Source organism: Streptomyces fagopyri (assembly GCF_009498275.1).
GTDB classification, from domain to species: domain Bacteria; phylum Actinomycetota; class Actinomycetes; order Streptomycetales; family Streptomycetaceae; genus Streptomyces; species Streptomyces fagopyri.
Genome location: NZ_CP045643.1, coordinates 2181198 through 2199229 on the forward strand (window position 1 = coordinate 2181198; position 18032 = coordinate 2199229).

Genomic DNA, 18032 nt, shown 5'->3' on the forward strand with positions numbered 1-18032 from the left:
TTCACCGCAGCCCATTTTCAGGCGGCGCGCTCGCTCCGGGCCATCGGCAACGGCACTTGGGGGCCGTCGCACTCGCGCAGCCAGCCGCGCAGGACGCGGTGCACGCGCTCGGCGCCCACCAGGTCACCGCCGTCGCCGGCCGGCTCGGACAGGGCGAGCGGCGACATCAGGAACGGACGTCCCTGGGCGCCGCCGAGACCGCCGTGCGAGCCGATCTGCTCCTCGAAGGCGAGCACCTCGCCCTCCTCCGGGTCGTACCAGGAGTTGACCATGATGTCGGCGGCGTGCGGGAACGTGTGCGTGCGCCGTACGGCGTCGGCCGCGCCGGGGCCGAAGTCGGCGAGCGGGCCGGGGTGTTCGTCGTCGAGCGCGTCGACGGGCGCCTCCGCGCCGTGCGCGCCGATCACCAGACCGCCGTGCTCCTCGCTGCGCACCAGCAGGAAGCCGACGCCGGGGTGGTTGGCGAGCGTGGACAGCAGCGCGGGGTGGCGGCGGTCGATCTCCTCGCGGCTCATCCGGTGCGGCACGTCCGGGAAGGAGACGAGACCGAGGTTTCCGGACGCCAGGACGACGGGCTCGGAGCGGCGCGGGGGGCTGTGCCGCTCGCCGCTCTCCTCGACCGGCCGGCGCAGCGCGGCCCGGACCGCCGCCCGCGCCTCGGCGCCGCTGTGCGTCCTGCGTGCCCGGCGCGGTACGGGCAGTCCGCAGCCGGCCCGGACCAGATTGCCGAGGGTGAGGCCGTAGCGGGTCAGGAAGGTCTCGCCGGGGCTCTGCCCGTGGTCCGACAGGACGACGATCCGGTAGGGCCGGGGGGCGTGTTCGGCGACCTTCTCGATCAGCGCGAGCGAGCGGTCGAGGCGCTCCAGGACCTTCTCCGTGTCCCGGCCGCGCGGCCCGGAGTGGTGCGCCACCTCGTCGTACGCCACCAGGTCCGCGTACACCGCGTTGCGCCCGGCGAGCATGTCGCCGATCACCGCGGCGACGACGACGTCCCGCTCGACGACGGTCGCGAAGGCGCGGACGAAGGGGTAAAGGCCGCCGCGCCCGACCCGCGGGCGCCGCTTCCGCAGACGGGCGCGGGTGGACTGGCCGATCTCCCGGAACACCTCGGCGACGAAGGACATCGCCGTACGGACCGCGTTGGCGGGGTCGCTGAAGTACGCGAAGTAGCCCGAGCGGGAACGGTTCTCCCTGCCTCTGCGCGCGGCCATGGAGAGCACGAGGGCCAGCTCGTCGGCGCCGCCGCTGAAGAGGTTGCCGCGGCTCGCCCCGTCGACGGTGAGCAGTCCTCCGTCGCCGGTGTGTCCGATGGCCCGGCGCTGGAGTTCGGCGGCGCTGCTGGGCCGGTTGCAGACCATGACCTCGTGGCTCTCCTTCTCGTACCACCTGAAGGCCGGGATGTCGTGGTTGCTGCCGTGCAGGATGCCGAGCTGGCTGGCGCCGGTCTGGCTCGACCAGTCGGTGCGCCAGGGGGTGACCCGGTGGGTGGTGGCGAGCCACCGCGCGACGGTCGGCATGAGTCCCTTGCCGGTCGCCTCCTCCAGTACGTCGTGGCCCACACCGTCGAGCTGGAGGAAGACGACGCCGGGGAACGAGGGGCCGCGGTCACTGTCGGACCGGCCCCGGCCCCGGCCGCGGGCCGCGAGCCGGTAGAGCCTGCGCCGGTAGGCGTCGTCGTCCCGGACGGCGAGGGCTCCCCCGGTGGCGGAGGCGACCGCGGACATCACGGCGGCGACGACCACGGCGGTCTCCGGCGCGGCCTCGCTCTGTCCGGAGGGGTTGACGCGCAGGGCCAGCAGCAGCAGCGACCCGTTCAGGAAGAAGACGAGCAGACCGAGTATCAGCGCGGGCACGAGCAGCAGGGCCCGCACGAGCAGCGGCCACACCAGCGACGACAGCAGACCGAAGACGCCCGCGCCGACCGCCGCCGTGACGGCGACGCGGGTGGCGCTGTCCCCGTTGTCCGACTGCAGCTGGAAGTCGGGCAGCGCGCCGGCCAGCACCAGCATCGTGGCCGTGGACACGGCCCACACCGCGATGCTCCGCCAGACCCCGCTGAGGACCCGTCGCCACCGTCCGCCACCCACGCCCTGTCCACCTCACGTCCCGGGCCCGCCCGGTCCGCGAGGCCTGCTCCCACCCTGTCACAACGGGCGGGAAGGGCCGGATGTGCCCGTCCTCGTGGTCCCGGTCCGGCCGTGGTCGCCGGTCAGCGGCCGTCGTACCCGGCGGTCGGCATCGACAGACGGCGGTGGACCCGGGCCTTCATCTGGGCGTCGTAGGAGGGTTCCGCGCTGCCGACCGTCTCGATCCGGACGCCCCGGCGGGCGCATTCGGCGGTGAACTCGTCGACGGAGGCGAGGGCGCGCTCCAGGACACGGTGGCTCGGCGCGACGAACAGGTCGACGAGGCCCGCCTCGACGTCGGCCCACAGGGTGCGGTGGTCCGGCCGCAGTCCACGGACGAGAAGCTCCCGGGTGACGACGTAGCCGTGCTCGGCGGCCCAGCGGGCGCACATCGCGTGCTGGCCGCGGGAGTCCACGAGGAAGGGGTCCGCCTCGAGCTCCTCCAGGGGCGTCAGGCTCGCGATGGCCGTGACGCGCACCGTGGCCGGCACGGCGGAGGCACTGCGCGCGTTTCCCATGGCGTCCCCCTCACCTCCGGGTTTCGCCGCCGACCCTACTCCTGCCCGTAGGCTCGGGGGGAGTCGCACGAAGGAGGCAAAGAAGTGCCGGTGGAGATCACCTGGTGGGGGCACGCCACCTGCACGCTGGAGGACTCCGGTACACGCGTCCTGACGGATCCGCTCTTCGCGCGCCGGCTCGCGCATCTACGACGCAGGCGCGGGGCGCCGCCCCCTCCCGAGGCGGCGGTCGCTGATGTGGCGCTCGTCTCGCATCTGCACGCCGATCATCTGCACGCGCCCTCACTTCAGCGGCTCGCGCCGGGGACGCTGGTGCTGGTCCCCGAGGGGGCGGGGCGCGCGGTGCCCACGCTGCGCAGGCTGGACCGTCTGCGGTTCACCGAGGTGTCGCCCGGGGACCGGATCGACGTCGGTGACCTGGTGGTACGTGTCGTGTCGGCGCGGCACGACGGGCGACGGCTGCCGGTCGGACCGCACCGCTCGCCCGCGCTGGGTTTCGTGGTCGAGGGCGAGGCGCGGACGTATTTCGCCGGGGACACCGGGCTGTTCGACTCCATGGCCGAGGAGGTCGGGCCGGTCGATGTGGCCCTGCTGCCGGTCGGTGGCTGGGGGCCCTTCCTCGGCGAGGGGCATCTGGACGCGGGGCGGGCGGCGCAGGCGCTGGCCCGTCTGATGCCGCGCAGCGCCGTGCCGGTGCACTACGGCACGTACTGGCCGATCGGCATGGACGGTGTGCGCCCCCATGAATTCCATGCGCCGGGTGATGAGTTCGTGCGCCTGGCCGCCGAGTCCGCGCCCGAGGTGGCGGTGCACCGGCTCGACCACGGTCAGAGCGTGCGGCCGGAGGTCGCGCGGTGACACCGCTGTCCGCCGTGGGCACCGCCCCGGCGCTGTTCCTGTCCGCGCGGAACGCCTCCGTGACGGTGTTCCTGGCCGCCACGGGTGCGGCTGTCACGCCGGAGAGCACGCAGCAGGCGATCGGTTATCCGTCGCTGTTCCTGCTGGTGCTGATCGGCGCGCTGGTGCCGGTGGTGCCGACGGGCGCGCTGGTGAGTTCGGCGGCGGTGGTGGCCTTCCACCAGACGGCGCCGTTCGCGCTGCTGCTGGTGTTCGTGGTGGCCTCCCTCGCCGCGTTCCTCGGCGACGTGGCGCTGTACTGGCTCGGCCGGCGGGGCATGAGATCGAGAAACGGCTCGCGCTGGCTGGAGGCGATCCGGGTCCGCGCCCCCGAGGACCGTCTCGCCCAGGCCCAGGAGAAACTGAACGATCACGGCGCCACCGTCCTCGTGCTGTCCCGGCTGGTCCCGGCCGGCCGCATACCGGTGATGCTGGCCTGTCTGCTGGCGAAGATGCCGCTGCGCACGTTCGCCCGCGGCGACGTACCCGCGTGCCTGGCCTGGGCGGCCACCTACCAGGTCATCGGCATACTGGGCGGTTCCCTCTTCGACCGGCCCTGGGAGGGAGTGGTGGCCGCGGTCGTCCTGACGGTGGCTCTCGGCCTGGCGCCGGGCCTGTGGCGCCGCGTGCGCGGGACCGAGCCGCGTGAGCGTCCCGGGAGGGGCACGGAGAACCCCGCGGGCGACCCGGGCAACCGCTGACGGCCCGCCCCCGAACGACCACGCCCGCACTCCCCCCTTCCCCGCCCTCACCCTTCCCGTACGTCCCGCACTCCCCGCGACCCCACCCCTCCCTCGCCCTCCCCGCCCTCCCTCACACTCACACTCTCGCTTTCGCTTTCGCTTTCGCCGGGGTGTCGCCATCCCGCCGCTGTCGCCCAGGGCGTTCTCACCCGAGCACCCGGGAACCCCCCACCGGCAGATCCCACAGGTCCGCCCGTTCGAGTCCCGCCCGCTCCCAGGCAGCCCGCACCCTGGTCAGGGGTTCCAGGACCGGCTCCGCCGAGAGCACGAACGTCCCCCAGTGCATGGGTGCCATCCGGCGGGCGCCGAGGTCGACGGCGGCCCGGACGGCCTCCTCCGGGTCGCAGTGGACGTCGCTGAGCCACCACCGGGGGTCGTACGCGCCGATGGGCAGCAGGGCGAGGTCGATGCCCGGATACCGCCGGCCGATGCGCTCGAACCAGTGCCCGTACCCCGTGTCCCCCGCGAAGTACACCCGTTGTCCCCCGGACTCCGTCAGGACCCAACCGCCCCACAGCGTCCGGCAGGTGTCGGTGAGACCGCGCTTGGACCAGTGGTGGGCGGGAACGAAGTCGAGGCGCACGCCGTCGAGTTCGGCGGCCTCCCACCAGTCCAGCTCGGTGACACGGGTGAACCGGCGGCGCCGGAACCAGCGCCCGAGTCCGGCGGGCACGAACACCGGCGTGTGGCGCGGGAGACGGCCCAGGGTCGGAGCGTCCAGATGGTCGTAGTGGTTGTGGCTGATGACGACCGCGTCGATACGCGGCAGCGCGCTCCAGGCCACGCCGACGGGTGTGATCCGGGCCGGGGTGCCGAGGATCCTGCGGGACCAGACCGGGTCGGTGAGGACGGTGAGCCCGCCTATGTGGATCACCCAACTCGCGTGCCCCGCCCAGGAGACGGCGACCGTGCGCGTACCCACCCGGGGCAGCGGACCCGGTGCGAACGGCAGTGCGGGGATGTCGGCGAGCCCCTCGGGGCGGGGCCGCAGCGCGCCCTCGCGGGCGAACCGCGCGAAGGCCCGCAGTCCCGGCAGCGGCGCGGTCAGCCGGTCGACGAACGATCGCGGCCACACACGCCGCTCGCCGAGCGGTCTGGGCTCGGCGAGCGGGACGACGGGAAGGCGCGGTACGACGGGTGGGGCCGGTACGAGAGGTGGCGGCGGTACAACAGGCGGGGCCGGTACGACGGGTGGGGCGGCGGGCGAGGAACGCGCCGCCGGAGCCGGGGAGGACGCCGGCTCGTCGGTGTCCGGTGCGCCGGTGTCCGGTGCGCCGGCGTCGGTGCTCGTGGTCGACCGGGACTGCTGCGTCATCGAAGAGGCTCCCATCGCTGAGCGTCGTCGCGGAGATCGTCGAAGGCCGACCCCAAAAGGGTCAACGCACGTTGCACGTGTGGCAGTTCCAGCGGCGAGGGTGAACTGAGGCATTCCCCCCGCTCCTCGTCGCTCGCGCCGCACAGTGGTCCCGTCCCCAGCCGCACCCGCAGCGCCCCGAGGTCGTCCCCGAAGCGGTGGCCGCCCGGCGCGGGCATGCCGAGCCGGGCGGTGAGGAAGTCCTCCAGTTCCTGCGCGTCGCCGACACCACGGGCGGCGAGCCCGGCGCGCAGCGGGCCGAGGTCCGCGTACAGATGCCGGCCGGCCCGTGGCGGCCGTGCGAGGGCGCCCGCGCCGGTCACCACGCGGTGCGCGGCGTCGGCGACGCGCGCGTGCAGGCGTACGGCCGCCGTGAGCCTTTCGGTGACCGCGTCCGGCTCGCCGAGCGCGTACGAGGCCGCCGCGGCGACCGGTCGGGCGACCCGCGCGCCGAGCACGGTGAGTACGTCGAGGACGCGGGCGCGCAGCAGGACGCCCGCGTCGGTGAGCGGGAAGCGCGCCACGGCGGCGGGCCAGCCCTGGGGCAGGAAGGCACCGGAGAGGTCGGCGATGACGGTGACCTCGTCGGGGAGCATCTCCGCGGGGCTGAGCAGCACGGTGTCGTGCGGCCGGTGCAGGGTGTCGCGCCAGGTCTCGTCACTGACCACGTGCAGTCCCTCGGCGACAGCGGCCTCGACGGTCTCGTGGACCACCTCGGGCGGCGCCACGGTGGCTGTGGGGTCGTCGGCGACGGAGAGGACGAGCAGCCGTGGATCACCTCCCTCGGCACGGACCCTGCGGACCGTCTCCAGCAGCGCGTACGGGTCCGGCAGGCCCCCGCACTCCGCGGGCGTCGCCACGTGGAACACGGATCGGCCCAGCAACCGCACCTGTGGCGCCCACCAGGCGGCGCACGGCCTCGGCACCAGGACGTCACCCCCGAGCGCGCCGGTCAGGGCGAGGAGCAGCGCGGGGGCGCCGGGGGCGGCGGCCACCCGGTCGCGTTCGGCGGCCAGGCCACGCCGGTTCCAGTAGCCGCGGGCGGCGTCGAGGAGCGCGGGCCCGCCTCCGGGGGGTTCCGCCCCGGTGTGGTCCGCGGCGGCGGCCAGGACGGCGCGCAGTTCCGGCAGCACCGGGAGGCCCTGATCGGGGAGTGGCGGGCCGTAGCGGACCGGACCATGCCCTTCCGGTACCGTCCGCCGCATCCGTGCCTCCGCGCAGTCCGTGATGCCGTGCCCTGTCTCCGCCGCACCTGCCGTACGCTCCGCCGCCCGTACGCTCCGCCGCGTCGCTCCGGGTGATCCTCTTCGGTGACTCCGTACCCACGGACCGGTCCCGCGATGGGCGCCGGCCGGGTCGCGCCCGTCACACCGTCAGCGGCCGGCGAACAGGCGTTCGCGGAACAGACGGTGGGCGGCCGCGCCCAGGGCGCCCGCGATGAGCAGGGCTCCGAGGATCAGGGCCGGGACGGACTCGGTGAAGGCACCGCCCTCACCGGCCTGCACCCCGTGCTGGGCGCCCGAGGGGCGGTCCGCCGTGTCACCCTCACCGTCGCGACCGCCGCCCTCAGAGGTGTCGCGCCCCGCGCCGTTCGGGGAGTCCGCGGCGTTGTCGTGCGGGGCGGCCTGGTGGGTTCCGGGGGCGTTGTCGCGGCCCGCGCCGCCGGGGACGTCCCGGGCGTCCCCGCGGGCCGCGCTCTCCGGGACGACCGGAGCGACCGGAGCGACCGGAGCGACCGGGACACTGTCGCCGGCCGTTCCGGGAGGAACGTCCTGGACGCCCTCACGGGCCGCGTCCTCGGGAACGACCGGTGCGCTGTCGCCCGCGACACCCGCGGGCTGGTCCTGGGCACCCTCGTCCGCGGCGCTCCCGGGAACCACCGGGACGTCACGTGGGGCTTCCGGAGGTGCGCCCGGCGCGCCTGGACGAGCCACCTCCCCGGGGGTGACCGGAGCACTGCCCGAGCCCCCCGCCCCCGGAGAAACACCCCCGGGAACACCCTCGCCGGCGGTGCTCCCCGAAGCAGCCGGAACGTCGCGCGGAGCCTCCCGGGGAACGACGGGGGCCTCACCCGGGACGTCCCGGGGAACCACCGGAGCCTCACTCCCGACCTCCCGTGCGGCGACCGGGGCCTCACTCCCGACCTCCCGAGGGACGGCCGAGGTCTCACGCGGGACCTCCCGAGAGACGGCCGGCACCTCGCTCGGGACCTCCGGGGGAACGACCGCGGCCTTACCCGGGACCTCCCGAGCAGCGCCGTGCGGGGTGTGAGGGGCGTCCCGAGGAACAGCGGGAACCTCGCCCGGGACCTTCCGAGAACCGGCCGGATCCTCACCCGGGGCCTTCCGGGAAACAGCCGGAACCTCACTCCGGACCTTGCCAGAACCGACCGGAACCTCACTCCGGACCTTCCCAGCAGCGACCGCGATCTCAGCCGGGGCCTTCCCAGCAGCGACCGCACCCTTACCCGCGGCCTCCCGAGAGGTGCCGTGCGCGGTGTGAGGGGCGTCGCGGGACACCCTGTACGTGGCCTTCCACGCTCGCGCGTGGCCACCCGGCGCGGCGGGACACATGCCCTCCACGGCCCGCTCGCCGAGTTGCCCGCCGGAACCGCCGCGCGCCGGAGCACGGGAGGGAACCCGGACCGTGCCGCGGTAGGTGACGGCCTTCGTGTCCGCGCCGCCGCTCACCCGGCGCAACCGGACCTCGCTCCCCGCGAAACCGGCGGAGCGGCCGTCGACGTACCCGGGCGGCGCGCCGCCCGTCGCGCCGCAGGTGACGGAGACGGTGACCAGTTCCCCGGGCCGCACGGAACGCGGCACGGCCTCGGCGCCCGGATCCGCGGACGCGGCCGAGGCGGCCGCGCCCAGCGCGGTACAGGCCAGGGCGGTGGCGGACAGCACACGGGCGGTACGGCGCATCGGCTGGGCTCCTTCGGAACGGCTCCGTCTGAAGGGGCACGGCCGTCGTGCTCCCCGAGCCCATCACAGCCCGCCCGGCCCCGGGGCGCGCGCGGCCGGACACCATTCGCGGGACGGGGGCACCCGAGCGGGTGACAGCGGCGCGGCGCCGGTCGGTTCGGGAGGAGGCGCGTCTCAAGGAGCTCGTGACGGTGGAGCGCGCCCCCTGTGCGAGCGCCGGGGCGCGGTACGCCGGGCCCCCTCCCCCGTCGCCCCCATCGCCCTGTGCGGGCGGGCCGCGCCCGGTGGACCGGCGGACGGCAGACCGGCGGACCGATTACGCCGCGTCGCGCAGGACCTGGTTGCGCAGCCGCGCGCAGCAGCGGCTGATCAGCCGGGAGACGTGCATCTGCGAGATGCCGAGCTGCTCGGCGATGCTGCTCTGGGTCATGTCGCCGAAGAACCGCATGTAGAGGATGGTGCGTTCACGCTCGGGCAGGGCGCGCAGGCGGGGCTTGACGGCCTCCCGGTCGATCACCACGTCGAGGGCGGGGTCGGCCGAGCCGAGGGCGTCGCTGAGTGAGTACCCGTCGTCGTTGCCCCGGAGTTCGGCGTCGAGGGAGAGCGCGCTGAAGCTCTCCAGCGCCTCCAGTCCGGCCCGGACGTCCTCTTCGGTCATCCGGGCGTGTTCGGCGATCTCGGCGACGGTGGGCGCGTGTCCCGACACGGTCCCCGACAGTTCCTGCTGGGCGAACCGCACGCGGTTGCGCAGGTCCTGGACTCGGCGCGGGACATGGACGGTCCACATGTGGTCGCGGAAGTGGCGCTTGATCTCACCGGTCACCGTCGGCACGGCGTAGCTCTCGAAGGCGTTCCCGAGTTCGGGGTCGTACCGGTCGACGGCCTTGACCAGGCCGAGCGCCGCCACCTGCCGCAGGTCCTCCAGGTTCTCACCACGGTTGCGGAAGCGGCCCGCGAGCCGGTCCGCCATGGGCAGCCAGGCCTCGACGATCTCCTCGCGGAGCGCGTCGCGCGCACTCCCCGCGGGGAGTGCGGCAAGCCTGCGGAACGCCTCCATGGTGTCGGGGGCGTCGTCGTGCGGGTGGCGTTTCGCGCTCACTCGGTTTCCCATGGTGCGTCGCAACTCCCTTGAAAGTGCTTTGGGTTGGACGGTCACCGTGGGAGCGCGGGGTGCGCCGGACAGGCACACCCGTGGCGAGAACCTGACGGCTCCCACGGACGTGCCTCCTGTCCGAAGCACTGAGATTCCGCCTGCCCCTGCGCGGTCGGGGCAAACCCCCGATGCTCCGGGCGAGTTGGTCCTCGCGCGTCGGGCATGGGCCGCGGTCCCGGGGGTACTGCTGACGCAGCGGCGTGCCCGGCGACCGGGAACCCGGGCAGGGCCCACGGCCATGGCGGATTCGTGCGGCGAGTACGGCGAGTGCGGGACGTACGAGAAGCGCGGTCCGTCCTTCGGGCCGGACGGTTCCGGGAGCCTCGCGGTGTCCGCGGTCCCCGGCTCGGTGCCCGCCGGATCAGGCGGGCGGTCCGGACGGGGTGGGCGGACTCGGCGACGCCGGCGCCGGCGCGGCGGGGGTCCGGTCGCGGCTGCGAGGGGAGCGACCGGGCCCGCGCCGGGGACGTGGAGCGACCGCGCGCCGGTCGGCGCGGGTGCCCACGACGGCGAGTGACTCGGGGCGCGGCCGCGGGTGCGTCGTCGGAGGCGGCGGCCCCTCGCACGGCACGAAGGGGCCACAACACGCGCGAGGCAACCACGTGTCGGACCGTTCGGTCCCGGCCACGTCGCCACCGGGTTCGGCGGAGACCTGCCCAAGGTCGCCACCGGACACCTGCCCAGGGTCGCGACCGGGTACGACGGCGACGGCGACCCTGAGCACGGCACAGACCCTGGGTACGACGGAACTCATGGGTACGACGGAGTCCCTGGTACCGCCCGGTGCGCCGGAGGACGTCACGACGCCACCGGGAGGGTTCAGACGGCGCTTCCGAAGACCCGGTCCCGGGCTCCCTCGCGGGTCCGGCCCGGGGCGACCGGACGGCGCGGGTGACGGCGCAGGTACTCGCCCTCCAGCTGGGCCATGCGCACGTTGTGGGTCCGCAGCGCGTCGTTCGAGCCGTGGAGCAGCGTGTCGTGGCGCGTCCGGTGGATCGTCTCCAGCTCTCTCATCAGCTGCTGGTCGTCCAGCCGGTCCGGGTCGACTCCGGTCATGGTGGTACCCCGCTCGTCGTGTCCTGCGGCGTGGTCCCGGTGCCCGCCGGGCACACACCCCCGCGAGCGGCACCCGAGCGGCGTCCGGGAGGGAACCATGGATCTCGCCGTCCTCCCTCCACTCTACGAACATCCGGGGTCCCGGGCATTCCACGGGCGTCCCGGGCCCACGGTGGCACGCCCCCGACCACCGGGAACGACCGCGCGGCCCGGAACCGCCGGAGGCGCCCGCCCCCGGCCGCCGGGTGCGCTCTAGCGGGCGCGCTCCACGCGCCGCTCGTCCCAGACGGGCTCCGGCGTCTCCCGGATCCGGCCGTCGGAACCGAAGACCAGGTAGCGGTCGAAGGAGCGGGCGAACCAGCGGTCGTGGGTGACCGCGAGGACCGTCCCCTCGTACGCCTCCAGGCCCTCCTGGAGTGCCTCCGCCGACTCCAGGTCGAGGTTGTCGGTCGGCTCGTCCAGCAGCAGGGCGGTGGAGCCCTCCAGCTCCAGCAGCAGGATCTGGAAGCGGGCCTGCTGGCCGCCGGAGAGCTTCTCGAACTTCTGCTCGGCCTGGGCGGTCAGCTCGTAGCGGCGCAGTCGGGACATCGCGGCGCCCCGGTCCTGGGAGTGCTCGCTCCACAGGATGTCGAGGAGCGTGCGGCCTTCCAGTTCGGGGTGGGCGTGCGTCTGCGCGAAGTGCCCCGCGACGACCCGCGCGCCGAGTTTCCACGCGCCGGTGTGCGCGACCGAGCCGCCCGCGAGCAGGCGCAGGAAGTGCGACTTCCCCGAGCCGTTGGACCCGAGGACGGCGACGCGCTCGCCGTAGAAGACCTCCAGGTCGAAGGGGTTCATCAGACCGGTGAGTTCGAGCCCCTGGCAGGTGATGGCCCGCACACCCGTCCGTCCGCCGTGCAGCCGCATCCTGATGTCCTGCTCGCGCGGCGGCTCCGGCGGCGGGCCGGCCTCCTCGAACTTTCTCAGCCGGGTCTGCGCGGCCTGGTAGCGGGACGCCAGCTCATGGCTGATGGAGGCGGCCTGACGCAGATTCAGCACGAGCTTCTTCAGCTGGGCGTGCTTCTCGTCCCAGCGCCTGCGCAGTTCCTCGAAACGCGCGAAGCGCTCCTGGCGGGCCTCGTGGTACGTCGCGAAGCCCCCGCCGTGCACCCAGGCGTCGGCACCGGCCGGGCTGGGCTCGACGCTGACGATCTTCTCGGCGGCGCGCGCCAGCAGCTCCCGGTCGTGGGAGACGAACAGCACGGTCTTGCGGGTCTCCTTGAGCCGCTCCTCCAGCCAGCGCTTTCCCGGTACGTCGAGATAGTTGTCCGGCTCGTCGAGGAGCAGTACCTCGTCGGTGCCGCGCAGCAGGGCTTCGAGCACCAGCCGCTTCTGCTCGCCGCCGGACAGCGTCCGCACCAGACGCCACTGCGCCTTCTCGTACGGGACGCCCAGCGCGGCCGTGGTGCACATGTCCCAGAGCGTCTCGGACTCGTATCCGCGCACCTCGGCCCAGTCGGACAGCGCCTGCGCGTAGCGGAGCTGGGAGGCCTCGTCGTCGACGGTCATGAGATCGTGCTCGGCGGCGTCGACGGCCTTCGCGGCCTGCCGGATGCGGGGCGGTGCCACGGACACGAGCAGGTCCCGCACGGTCGTCTCGTCCCGTACCGAGCCCACGAACTGGCGCATCACACCCAGGCCGCCACCGACGGTTACGGTCCCCCCGTGCGGCTTCAGCTCCCCCGAGATCAGCCGCAGCAGCGTGGTCTTGCCCGCTCCGTTGGGTCCGACCAGGGCGACGACGGCCCCTTCCCCCACCCGAAACGACACATCGCCGAGCAGCGCCCTCCCGTCGGGAAGGTAGTACTCAAGATGTGCGGCTTCGAGGTGTCCCATGGTGAGGCATTCTCCGTGGAGGCGGGTCCACCCGGCAAACCCATATCCGAGGGGTGGACCACCGCGTTCGGCGGAGGGGCCCGCCACGGATCCCCGTACGCCCGCCGAAGCCCGGGTCCGCGCCCCGCCCCCGCCGGGAACACACCCCGTCTCCGGGCCGACGTGGGCCGACCGGGGGCGGTGCTGGGCGGTGAGGGCGGAAAACGTCCCGGCGGGGGTAGTCGCACCCCATGACCACCACCCCTGACATCGACCTCACCACCGGTCCCCCTGGCCCTCACCCCCTCCGGAGCCGCTTCCTGACGGCGGACTCCCGTCTCTTCGAGGCCGTCGCGTCCCGTCACTGGCCAGGGGGCGACCGCTTCCTGCCGAAACTGAGCCACAGCGCGAACCACGGCCTGCTGTGGTTCGCCACCGCGGCGGCCCTCGCCGCCACCCGCACCCCCCACGCACGCCGTGCCGCGGCGCGGGGTCTCGCCTCGCTGAGTCTCGCCTCCGCCACGATCAACACCGTCGGCAAACGCACGGTGCGCCGCCCCCGCCCGTCACTCGCCCCGGTCCCCCAGGCGCGCCGGCTCAAGCGCCAGCCGATCACCACCTCGTTCCCGTCGGGACACTCCGCGTCGGCCGCCGCCTTCGCGACGGGGGTGGCACTGGAGTCGCACGGCTGGGGCGCGGCGGTGGCACCGCTCGCCACCGCGGTGGCCCTGTCCCGCGTCTACACCGGCGCCCATTTCCCGAGCGACGTCCTCGCGGGCGCGGCCCTGGGCGCGGCCGCCGCGTTCGCGGTACGGAGGCTGCTCCCGGAGCACGGCCGCCACTGAGGATGTGCGGTCCACATCGTAAGACGCAGGTCTCACCATCCGACACGCGGGCGTACGGTGATCCATGACCGACGGGAAGAGACGAAGGGGAACGGTCATGCCGAAACCGCGGGAGACCGCCGTCTACACACACGGCCACCACGAGTCCGTACTGCGCTCGCACACCTGGCGCACCGCCGCCAACTCCGCGGCCTATCTGCTCGACTCGCTCAAGCCCCACATGAAGATCCTGGACATCGGCTGCGGGCCCGGCACCATCACCGCCGACCTGGCGGAACTGGTTCCGGACGGACAGGTCACCGGGGTCGACCACGCACCGGGGATCCTGGACCAGGCCCGTGCCACGGCGGCCGGCCGCGGCCTGCGGAACGTGGATTTCGGGGTCGCGGACGTGCACGCGCTGGACTTCCCGGACGACACCTTCTGCGTCGTCCACGCCCACCAGGTGCTGCAGCACGTGGGTGACCCGGTGCAGGCGCTGCGCGAGATGCGCCGCGTCACCAAGCCGGGCGGTTTCATCGCCGTGCGCGACGCGGACTACTCGGCCATGACCTGGTATCCCGAGGTCCCGGGCATGACCGACTGGCAGGACCTGTACCTGCGCGTCGCCCGCGCCAACGGGGGCGAGCCGGCGGCGGGGCGCCGTCTCAGGTCGTGGGCGCTGGCCGCCGGCATCACGGACATCACCGCGACGTCGAGCACCTGGACCTTCGCCACCGAGGCCGAGCGGGAGTGGTGGAGCGGGCTGTGGGCCGATCGCACCCTGGCCTCGGCGTACGCGGACCGGGCCACCGAGGGCGGCCACGCGACCACCGGGCGACTGCGGGCCGTGTCGGAGGCCTGGCGCGAGTGGGGACGACGGGAGGACGGCTGGTTCTCCGTGCTGCACGGGGAGATCCTCTGCCGCAAGGACAGGTGACCCTCCCGGCCGAGGGTACGGGTGCACCTCCCGGCCGAGGGGACGGGACCTCCCCCTCGGCGACGGGTGAACCTCCCGCTCGGCGGCGGACGAACCGCCCGCTCGATGATGCGCGCGAAACGATCTCCTCCCCGGGTCGCCCCAACTAGGCTCGCCCGTATGGAGATTCTGGGAACCACGTTGCGTATCTGCGTCGACGACCTGGAGGCTTCGGTCCCCTTCTACGAGAGACTGGCGGGCACACGTGCCCTGCGGTTCGAGCGCGGGGGCGTGTCGGTCGCCGCGGTCGGCTGCTTCCTGCTGATGAGCGGACCGGCGGCCGAGCTCGACGTCCTGCGCAAGGTGGCCGCGACCATCGCCGTCAAGGACGTCGAGGAGGCCGGCCGGGTACTCCGTGAGCTCGGCGCGCACATTCTGGCGGGGCCCGTGGGGACGCCCGCGGGCCGCAATCTGATCGCCATGCATCCGGACGGGGTCGTGTACGAGTACGTGGACCGCGGGACGGACCGTTGACCCGTCCCTCCTGTGGCCCCGCCCCGGCGGGCCGGGGAGCGGGGCGGACCGGCCCGCGTCGGCCCCCCGGCCCGCGAGGGCGGACGAGGGGACTTCAGTCCGGATCGGCGCGCCACTCCGTCACCGGCGGCCGCATCCGGAAGTCGTACCGCGCGGGCAGTGCCTCGTCGGTCAGCCGGGCCCACAGCACACCGATCGCCTCGGCCCCCTCCCGCAGATCGGCCACCTCGAACCCCGCGTCGAAGACCGCCCGCGCTCCCTCCCGGTCCCCCTCGGCGAGCAGCAACTCCGCCTCGATCAGCCGGAACCGGCCCCGTTCACGGATCACGGGCCGCAGCCGCCGCCAGACCGTCCGCGCCTCCGCCGTCCGCCGCACCCCGAGCAGGGCGGCCAGCGTCTCCCGGCCGAGCGCGGCCATGGCCGCAGTCCACACCGCACCGTCGTCACGCCGTTCCCGGCACAGGTCGTCGAAGGCGTCGGCGTACCGGTCGGCGGCCCGCTCCCGGTTGCCCGCCTGCTGGTCCGCGACGGCCAGGCAGCGCAACAACGGCCAGAGCGACGGCGCGAGTTCGAGTGCGCGTTCCCAGCTGCGCACCGCCTGCGCGACATCACCGGCATGCCACTGGGCGACACCGAGGTGGTACTCGGTGAGCGGCTTGGCGGGCGCCGTCTCCAGCATGTCGCGCCAGTGCGGGGCGACGAGCGTCTCGCCCGGCGGCCCGACCCGTCGCGGCTCGGGAAAGGCACCGGTCCTGAGCAGTTCCACCCATGGCGCCTGCGCCTCTCCGAGGGTGGACTCGTCGAACGGCGTCCCCGCGGGCTTGTGGCCGGCGCGCAGCACTTCGAGGGCGCCCCAGCCGGACCCCGCGTGGAGCACCTCGCCGGGTTCCGTGTCGGCGTGCGGGAGCCAGGCCGCGTACGCCGCCTCGACGTCGGCCCGTGGCAGGGCACGCTCCAGCCGGTCCTCCACCTCCGCCCGCGCCGCCGCCCAGTCGGTCCCGTGGACCGTCCGCGCGCTCGCGTCGTCCGCCGCCAGCGGACCGTACGACTCCAGCCAGGTCACCTCGCTCTCCGCGTCCAGCCGCACATGCTCCAGCTGGGTGCGGGCGAGCCCGGCCTGGATCTCGCAGTAGCCCCCGGTGCCGGGCTCGGTGAGCCATTCCTGCCAGCGCCGGCCGCCCGCACCGGAACCCCAGACGAACAGCTTGCGTCCGCGCAGCACGTCGGTGGACGTCTGCACGAGCCCCTCACCCGCGTCGTCGAGCGCGGCGATCCAGCGGCGCTGCCCGTCGGGCAGTTCGTAGAAGTAGTCGGCGGGGAGGTCGGCGCGCGGCGGCCGGGTGCGGTCGACGCCCTCGTGCTCCGGTACCGGCACCCGGCGCAGCCGCCGCTCGTAGCCGAAGTGCCAGGCCTCGTCCGCCGGGACCAGCACCCTGCGCCGCTCGGGGACGGCGATGTTGGACCACCAGTACACGGGGGCGGGCTTCTCGTGCGGATTGCGGACGCGGACACCGACATGGAGGAAGTCCGACCCGTCCGGCAGCCACAGGTCGACCTGGAAGGGCAGGTCGCGCAGCCGTTCCCACTCCCACAGGCGCAGCATCTCGCCGCCGTCGGGGGCCGTGACCCGGGCCGCGTGGACGGGTGCGCAGGACAGCGTGGTGTGGCCGGTCGCGCCGATGTTCCACTCGATGCCGCCGGAGAACCAGGCGCCGTTGAGCGCGAAGCAGGCGGGCTGGAACACCGGGTTGCGGTAGAGGAGTTCGCGCTGCGAGGGCTTGTGGAAGAGGGAGGCGACCCGGCCCCCGCGGGACGGCAGCACGGTGACCCGCAGCCGGTCGTTCTCGATCACGATCGTGTCGGTCGTGCGGGACGTGCGGTGTCTGCCGTAGCCGTCCCGGACGCGCTCCGGCAGGACGTCGCGCAGGGGTTCGTAGCCGATCTGCCGGGCCATGTCGCGGGGAAGTGCCTCGCGGTCCCGGTCGTCGACGCGATGCGCCTCGTCGAGTGGCCGCAGCGGCGGCAGCGGGTTGCTGGGGCCCAACTCCGCTGACGGCAGCGTCATTACGTCACGTCGGATCGTCGTCACGACGACCATGGAAGCGCGACATCGCCCACCTGACCAGGGGTTCCGCTCGTCAGGATACGGTCAGGATTGCGCAAAGGCGGCCGGGACGCCCGGCCCGGGGCACAGGCTGGCCCGCGGCGGCCGTACCGGGCGCGGGCGGGTCACGGGGTGGCAGTCATCTCCGCGGTGATCGCCCAGCGTTCGTGGTCGCGCCAGGCACCGTCGATGTGGATGAAGGCCGGTGAGAAGCCCTCCAGCCGGAATCCGCAGCGCCGGGCGAGCGCGATCGACGCGGCGTTCCCGGGCTGGACGTTGATCTCCAGCCGGTGCAGCCCCATCGTCGTGAAGGCGTACCGGACCACGAGTCCGAGCCCCTCGGACATGAGCCCGCGTCCCGCGGCGTGCGCGAAGGCCCCGTACCCGAGCGCCCCGCTCAGAAAGCCGCCCTCGACGATGTTGTTGATGTTGATGAATCCGGCGACGGCCCCGCCGTCCCGTTCACAGACGAGGAAACCGGCCTTCGTGGGGTCCTTGATGAGCCGTCCCGCGTACGCCGCGTAGGCGTCGGGGCTCCCCGGCGGGAAGAGCCAGGGCTGGTGCAGGGCCTTGCTCTCGCGGACCCGCGCGGTGAACTCGGCGGCGTCCTCGTAGGCGAAGTGCCGTATGCCCGCGCGGGGGCCCTGGGCCAGATAGGGGGAGTCGTTCTCAGGCATCCGGCCACAGTACGCCGCCGCCGCTCTGCGGCCGCGTGGTCTCCACGTTCTCACGGCCGTCGCCTCGTGGAGTACGCCCCGCACAGCGCGCCGATCGCCCCGGTGCCCAGCAGCGCCATCCACAGGGGTGTGGTCACTTCCGGGATCAGCAGCCGGATCTTCGTGCTCCGGGTGTTCTCGAAGACGAAGACCATGGCGAGCAGGACCAGCGCCATGACGGTGGTTCTGCCCGGTGTCATCAGCCCGGCGCGGCTCTTCGCGCCGCTCGTGGCGGAGGCGTCGGGGGTCTTCGGACTCATGCGCCCAGCATGGGCCGCGTGCCCGTGGTCCGCTCGGTGGGAGGTTCCTCCGGGTG

15 protein-coding genes and 1 pseudogene are annotated in these 18032 nt (G+C 73.9%); 5 read left to right on the plus strand and 11 right to left on the minus strand.

The window, feature by feature from the left end:
• Nucleotides 1-17: 17 nt before the first annotated feature.
• Nucleotides 18-2087: a phage holin family protein gene (locus GFH48_RS09315; RefSeq protein ID WP_153287812.1), complete on the minus strand. Its 2070-nt coding sequence runs from the start codon at nucleotides 2085-2087 to the stop codon at nucleotides 18-20.
• A gap of 122 nt (nucleotides 2088-2209) precedes the next feature.
• Complete coding sequence (locus GFH48_RS09320; RefSeq protein ID WP_153287813.1) at nucleotides 2210-2644, minus strand: recombinase family protein; 435 nt, start codon at nucleotides 2642-2644, stop codon at nucleotides 2210-2212.
• 84 nt (nucleotides 2645-2728) lie between these two features.
• On the opposite strand from GFH48_RS09320, the gene GFH48_RS09325 reads away from it, so the two are divergent.
• Nucleotides 2729-3502 carry an MBL fold metallo-hydrolase gene (locus tag GFH48_RS09325; RefSeq protein WP_153287814.1) on the plus strand — a complete coding sequence of 258 codons (774 nt, stop codon included), beginning with the start codon at nucleotides 2729-2731 and terminating at the stop codon, nucleotides 3500-3502.
• A gap of 38 nt (nucleotides 3503-3540) precedes the next feature.
• Nucleotides 3541-4242 carry a DedA family protein gene (locus tag GFH48_RS09330; RefSeq protein WP_403238006.1) on the plus strand — a complete coding sequence of 234 codons (702 nt, stop codon included), beginning with the start codon at nucleotides 3541-3543 and terminating at the stop codon, nucleotides 4240-4242.
• 187 nt (nucleotides 4243-4429) lie between these two features.
• On the opposite strand, the gene GFH48_RS09335 is transcribed toward GFH48_RS09330, so the two are convergent.
• The 6 genes from GFH48_RS09335 to GFH48_RS09360 all read right to left on the minus strand — a co-directional run bounded on the left by GFH48_RS09335 (nucleotide 4430) and on the right by GFH48_RS09360 (nucleotide 12640).
• Nucleotides 4430-5599 carry an MBL fold metallo-hydrolase gene (locus tag GFH48_RS09335; RefSeq protein WP_228120472.1) on the minus strand — a complete coding sequence of 390 codons (1170 nt, stop codon included), beginning with the start codon at nucleotides 5597-5599 and terminating at the stop codon, nucleotides 4430-4432.
• Nucleotides 5596-6843, minus strand: a complete 1248-nt coding sequence (locus GFH48_RS09340; protein WP_153287815.1) for an aminotransferase class I/II-fold pyridoxal phosphate-dependent enzyme — start codon at nucleotides 6841-6843, stop codon at nucleotides 5596-5598. Before GFH48_RS09340 ends, GFH48_RS09335 begins: the two co-directional genes overlap by 4 nt.
• 168 nt (nucleotides 6844-7011) lie before the next feature.
• Nucleotides 7012-7518 carry a hypothetical protein gene (locus GFH48_RS09345; RefSeq protein WP_153287816.1) on the minus strand — a complete coding sequence of 169 codons (507 nt, stop codon included), beginning with the start codon at nucleotides 7516-7518 and terminating at the stop codon, nucleotides 7012-7014.
• A gap of 1357 nt (nucleotides 7519-8875) precedes the next feature.
• Entirely contained in the window at nucleotides 8876-9670 is a 795-nt protein-coding gene (locus GFH48_RS09350) for an RNA polymerase sigma factor SigF (RefSeq protein WP_153287817.1), read from the minus strand.
• An 861-nt stretch (nucleotides 9671-10531) separates the two neighbouring features.
• Nucleotides 10532-10768, minus strand: coding sequence for a DUF6158 family protein (locus GFH48_RS09355; protein WP_153287818.1), 237 nt, complete (start codon nucleotides 10766-10768; stop codon nucleotides 10532-10534).
• Nucleotides 10769-11020: 252 nt separating this feature from the next.
• Nucleotides 11021-12640 (minus strand): ATP-binding cassette domain-containing protein, encoded by a 1620-nt coding sequence (locus GFH48_RS09360; RefSeq protein WP_153287819.1) that lies wholly within the window; start codon nucleotides 12638-12640, stop codon nucleotides 11021-11023.
• Between the two features lie 230 nt (nucleotides 12641-12870).
• On the opposite strand from GFH48_RS09360, the pseudogene GFH48_RS09365 reads away from it, so the two are divergent.
• The 3 genes and pseudogenes from GFH48_RS09365 to GFH48_RS09375 all read left to right on the plus strand — a co-directional run.
• Nucleotides 12871-13458, plus strand: a pseudogene (locus tag GFH48_RS09365) (phosphatase PAP2 family protein); the annotation flags it as partial.
• 103 nt (nucleotides 13459-13561) lie between these two features.
• Entirely contained in the window at nucleotides 13562-14383 is an 822-nt protein-coding gene (locus tag GFH48_RS09370) for a class I SAM-dependent methyltransferase (RefSeq protein WP_153287821.1), read from the plus strand.
• Between the two features lie 159 nt (nucleotides 14384-14542).
• Nucleotides 14543-14896: a VOC family protein gene (locus GFH48_RS09375; protein ID WP_153287822.1), complete on the plus strand. Its 354-nt coding sequence runs from the start codon at nucleotides 14543-14545 to the stop codon at nucleotides 14894-14896.
• 94 nt (nucleotides 14897-14990) lie between these two features.
• On the opposite strand, the gene GFH48_RS09380 is transcribed toward GFH48_RS09375, so the two are convergent.
• From GFH48_RS09380 to GFH48_RS09390, 3 genes are all read right to left on the minus strand, one after another.
• Complete coding sequence (locus GFH48_RS09380) at nucleotides 14991-16994, minus strand: DUF5107 domain-containing protein (RefSeq protein WP_153287823.1); 2004 nt, start codon at nucleotides 16992-16994, stop codon at nucleotides 14991-14993.
• Between the two features lie 131 nt (nucleotides 16995-17125).
• The gene (locus GFH48_RS09385; RefSeq protein WP_153287824.1) at nucleotides 17126-17677 is read right to left on the minus strand and encodes a GNAT family N-acetyltransferase; all 552 of its coding nucleotides are present in this window, start codon (nucleotides 17675-17677) and stop codon (nucleotides 17126-17128) included.
• 50 nt (nucleotides 17678-17727) lie between these two features.
• A complete protein-coding gene (locus GFH48_RS09390) occupies nucleotides 17728-17976 on the minus strand; it encodes a DUF1049 domain-containing protein (protein WP_153287825.1) in 249 nt (82 codons plus the stop codon).
• Between the last annotated feature and the right edge of the window lie 56 nt (nucleotides 17977-18032).

Bases quoted from the DNA above. Each gene is read 5' to 3' on its own strand.
- GFH48_RS09320 (WP_153287813.1), bottom strand. From the start codon at position 2,644: ATGGGAAACGCGCGCAGTGCCTCCGCCGTGCCGGCCACGGTGCGCGTC.
- GFH48_RS09335 (WP_228120472.1), bottom strand. From the start codon at position 5,599: ATGACGCAGCAGTCCCGGTCGACCACGAGCACCGACGCCGGCGCACCG.
- GFH48_RS09340 (WP_153287815.1), bottom strand. From the start codon at position 6,843: ATGCGGCGGACGGTACCGGAAGGGCATGGTCCGGTCCGCTACGGCCCG.
- GFH48_RS09350 (WP_153287817.1), bottom strand. From the start codon at position 9,670: ATGGGAAACCGAGTGAGCGCGAAACGCCACCCGCACGACGACGCCCCC.
- GFH48_RS09355 (WP_153287818.1), bottom strand. From the start codon at position 10,768: ATGACCGGAGTCGACCCGGACCGGCTGGACGACCAGCAGCTGATGAGA.
- GFH48_RS09360 (WP_153287819.1), bottom strand. From the start codon at position 12,640: ATGGGACACCTCGAAGCCGCACATCTTGAGTACTACCTTCCCGACGGG.
- GFH48_RS09370 (WP_153287821.1), top strand. From the start codon at position 13,562: ATGCCGAAACCGCGGGAGACCGCCGTCTACACACACGGCCACCACGAG.
- GFH48_RS09375 (WP_153287822.1), top strand. From the start codon at position 14,543: ATGGAGATTCTGGGAACCACGTTGCGTATCTGCGTCGACGACCTGGAG.
- GFH48_RS09380 (WP_153287823.1), bottom strand. From the start codon at position 16,994: ATGGTCGTCGTGACGACGATCCGACGTGACGTAATGACGCTGCCGTCA.
- GFH48_RS09385 (WP_153287824.1), bottom strand. From the start codon at position 17,677: ATGCCTGAGAACGACTCCCCCTATCTGGCCCAGGGCCCCCGCGCGGGC.
- GFH48_RS09390 (WP_153287825.1), bottom strand. From the start codon at position 17,976: ATGAGTCCGAAGACCCCCGACGCCTCCGCCACGAGCGGCGCGAAGAGC.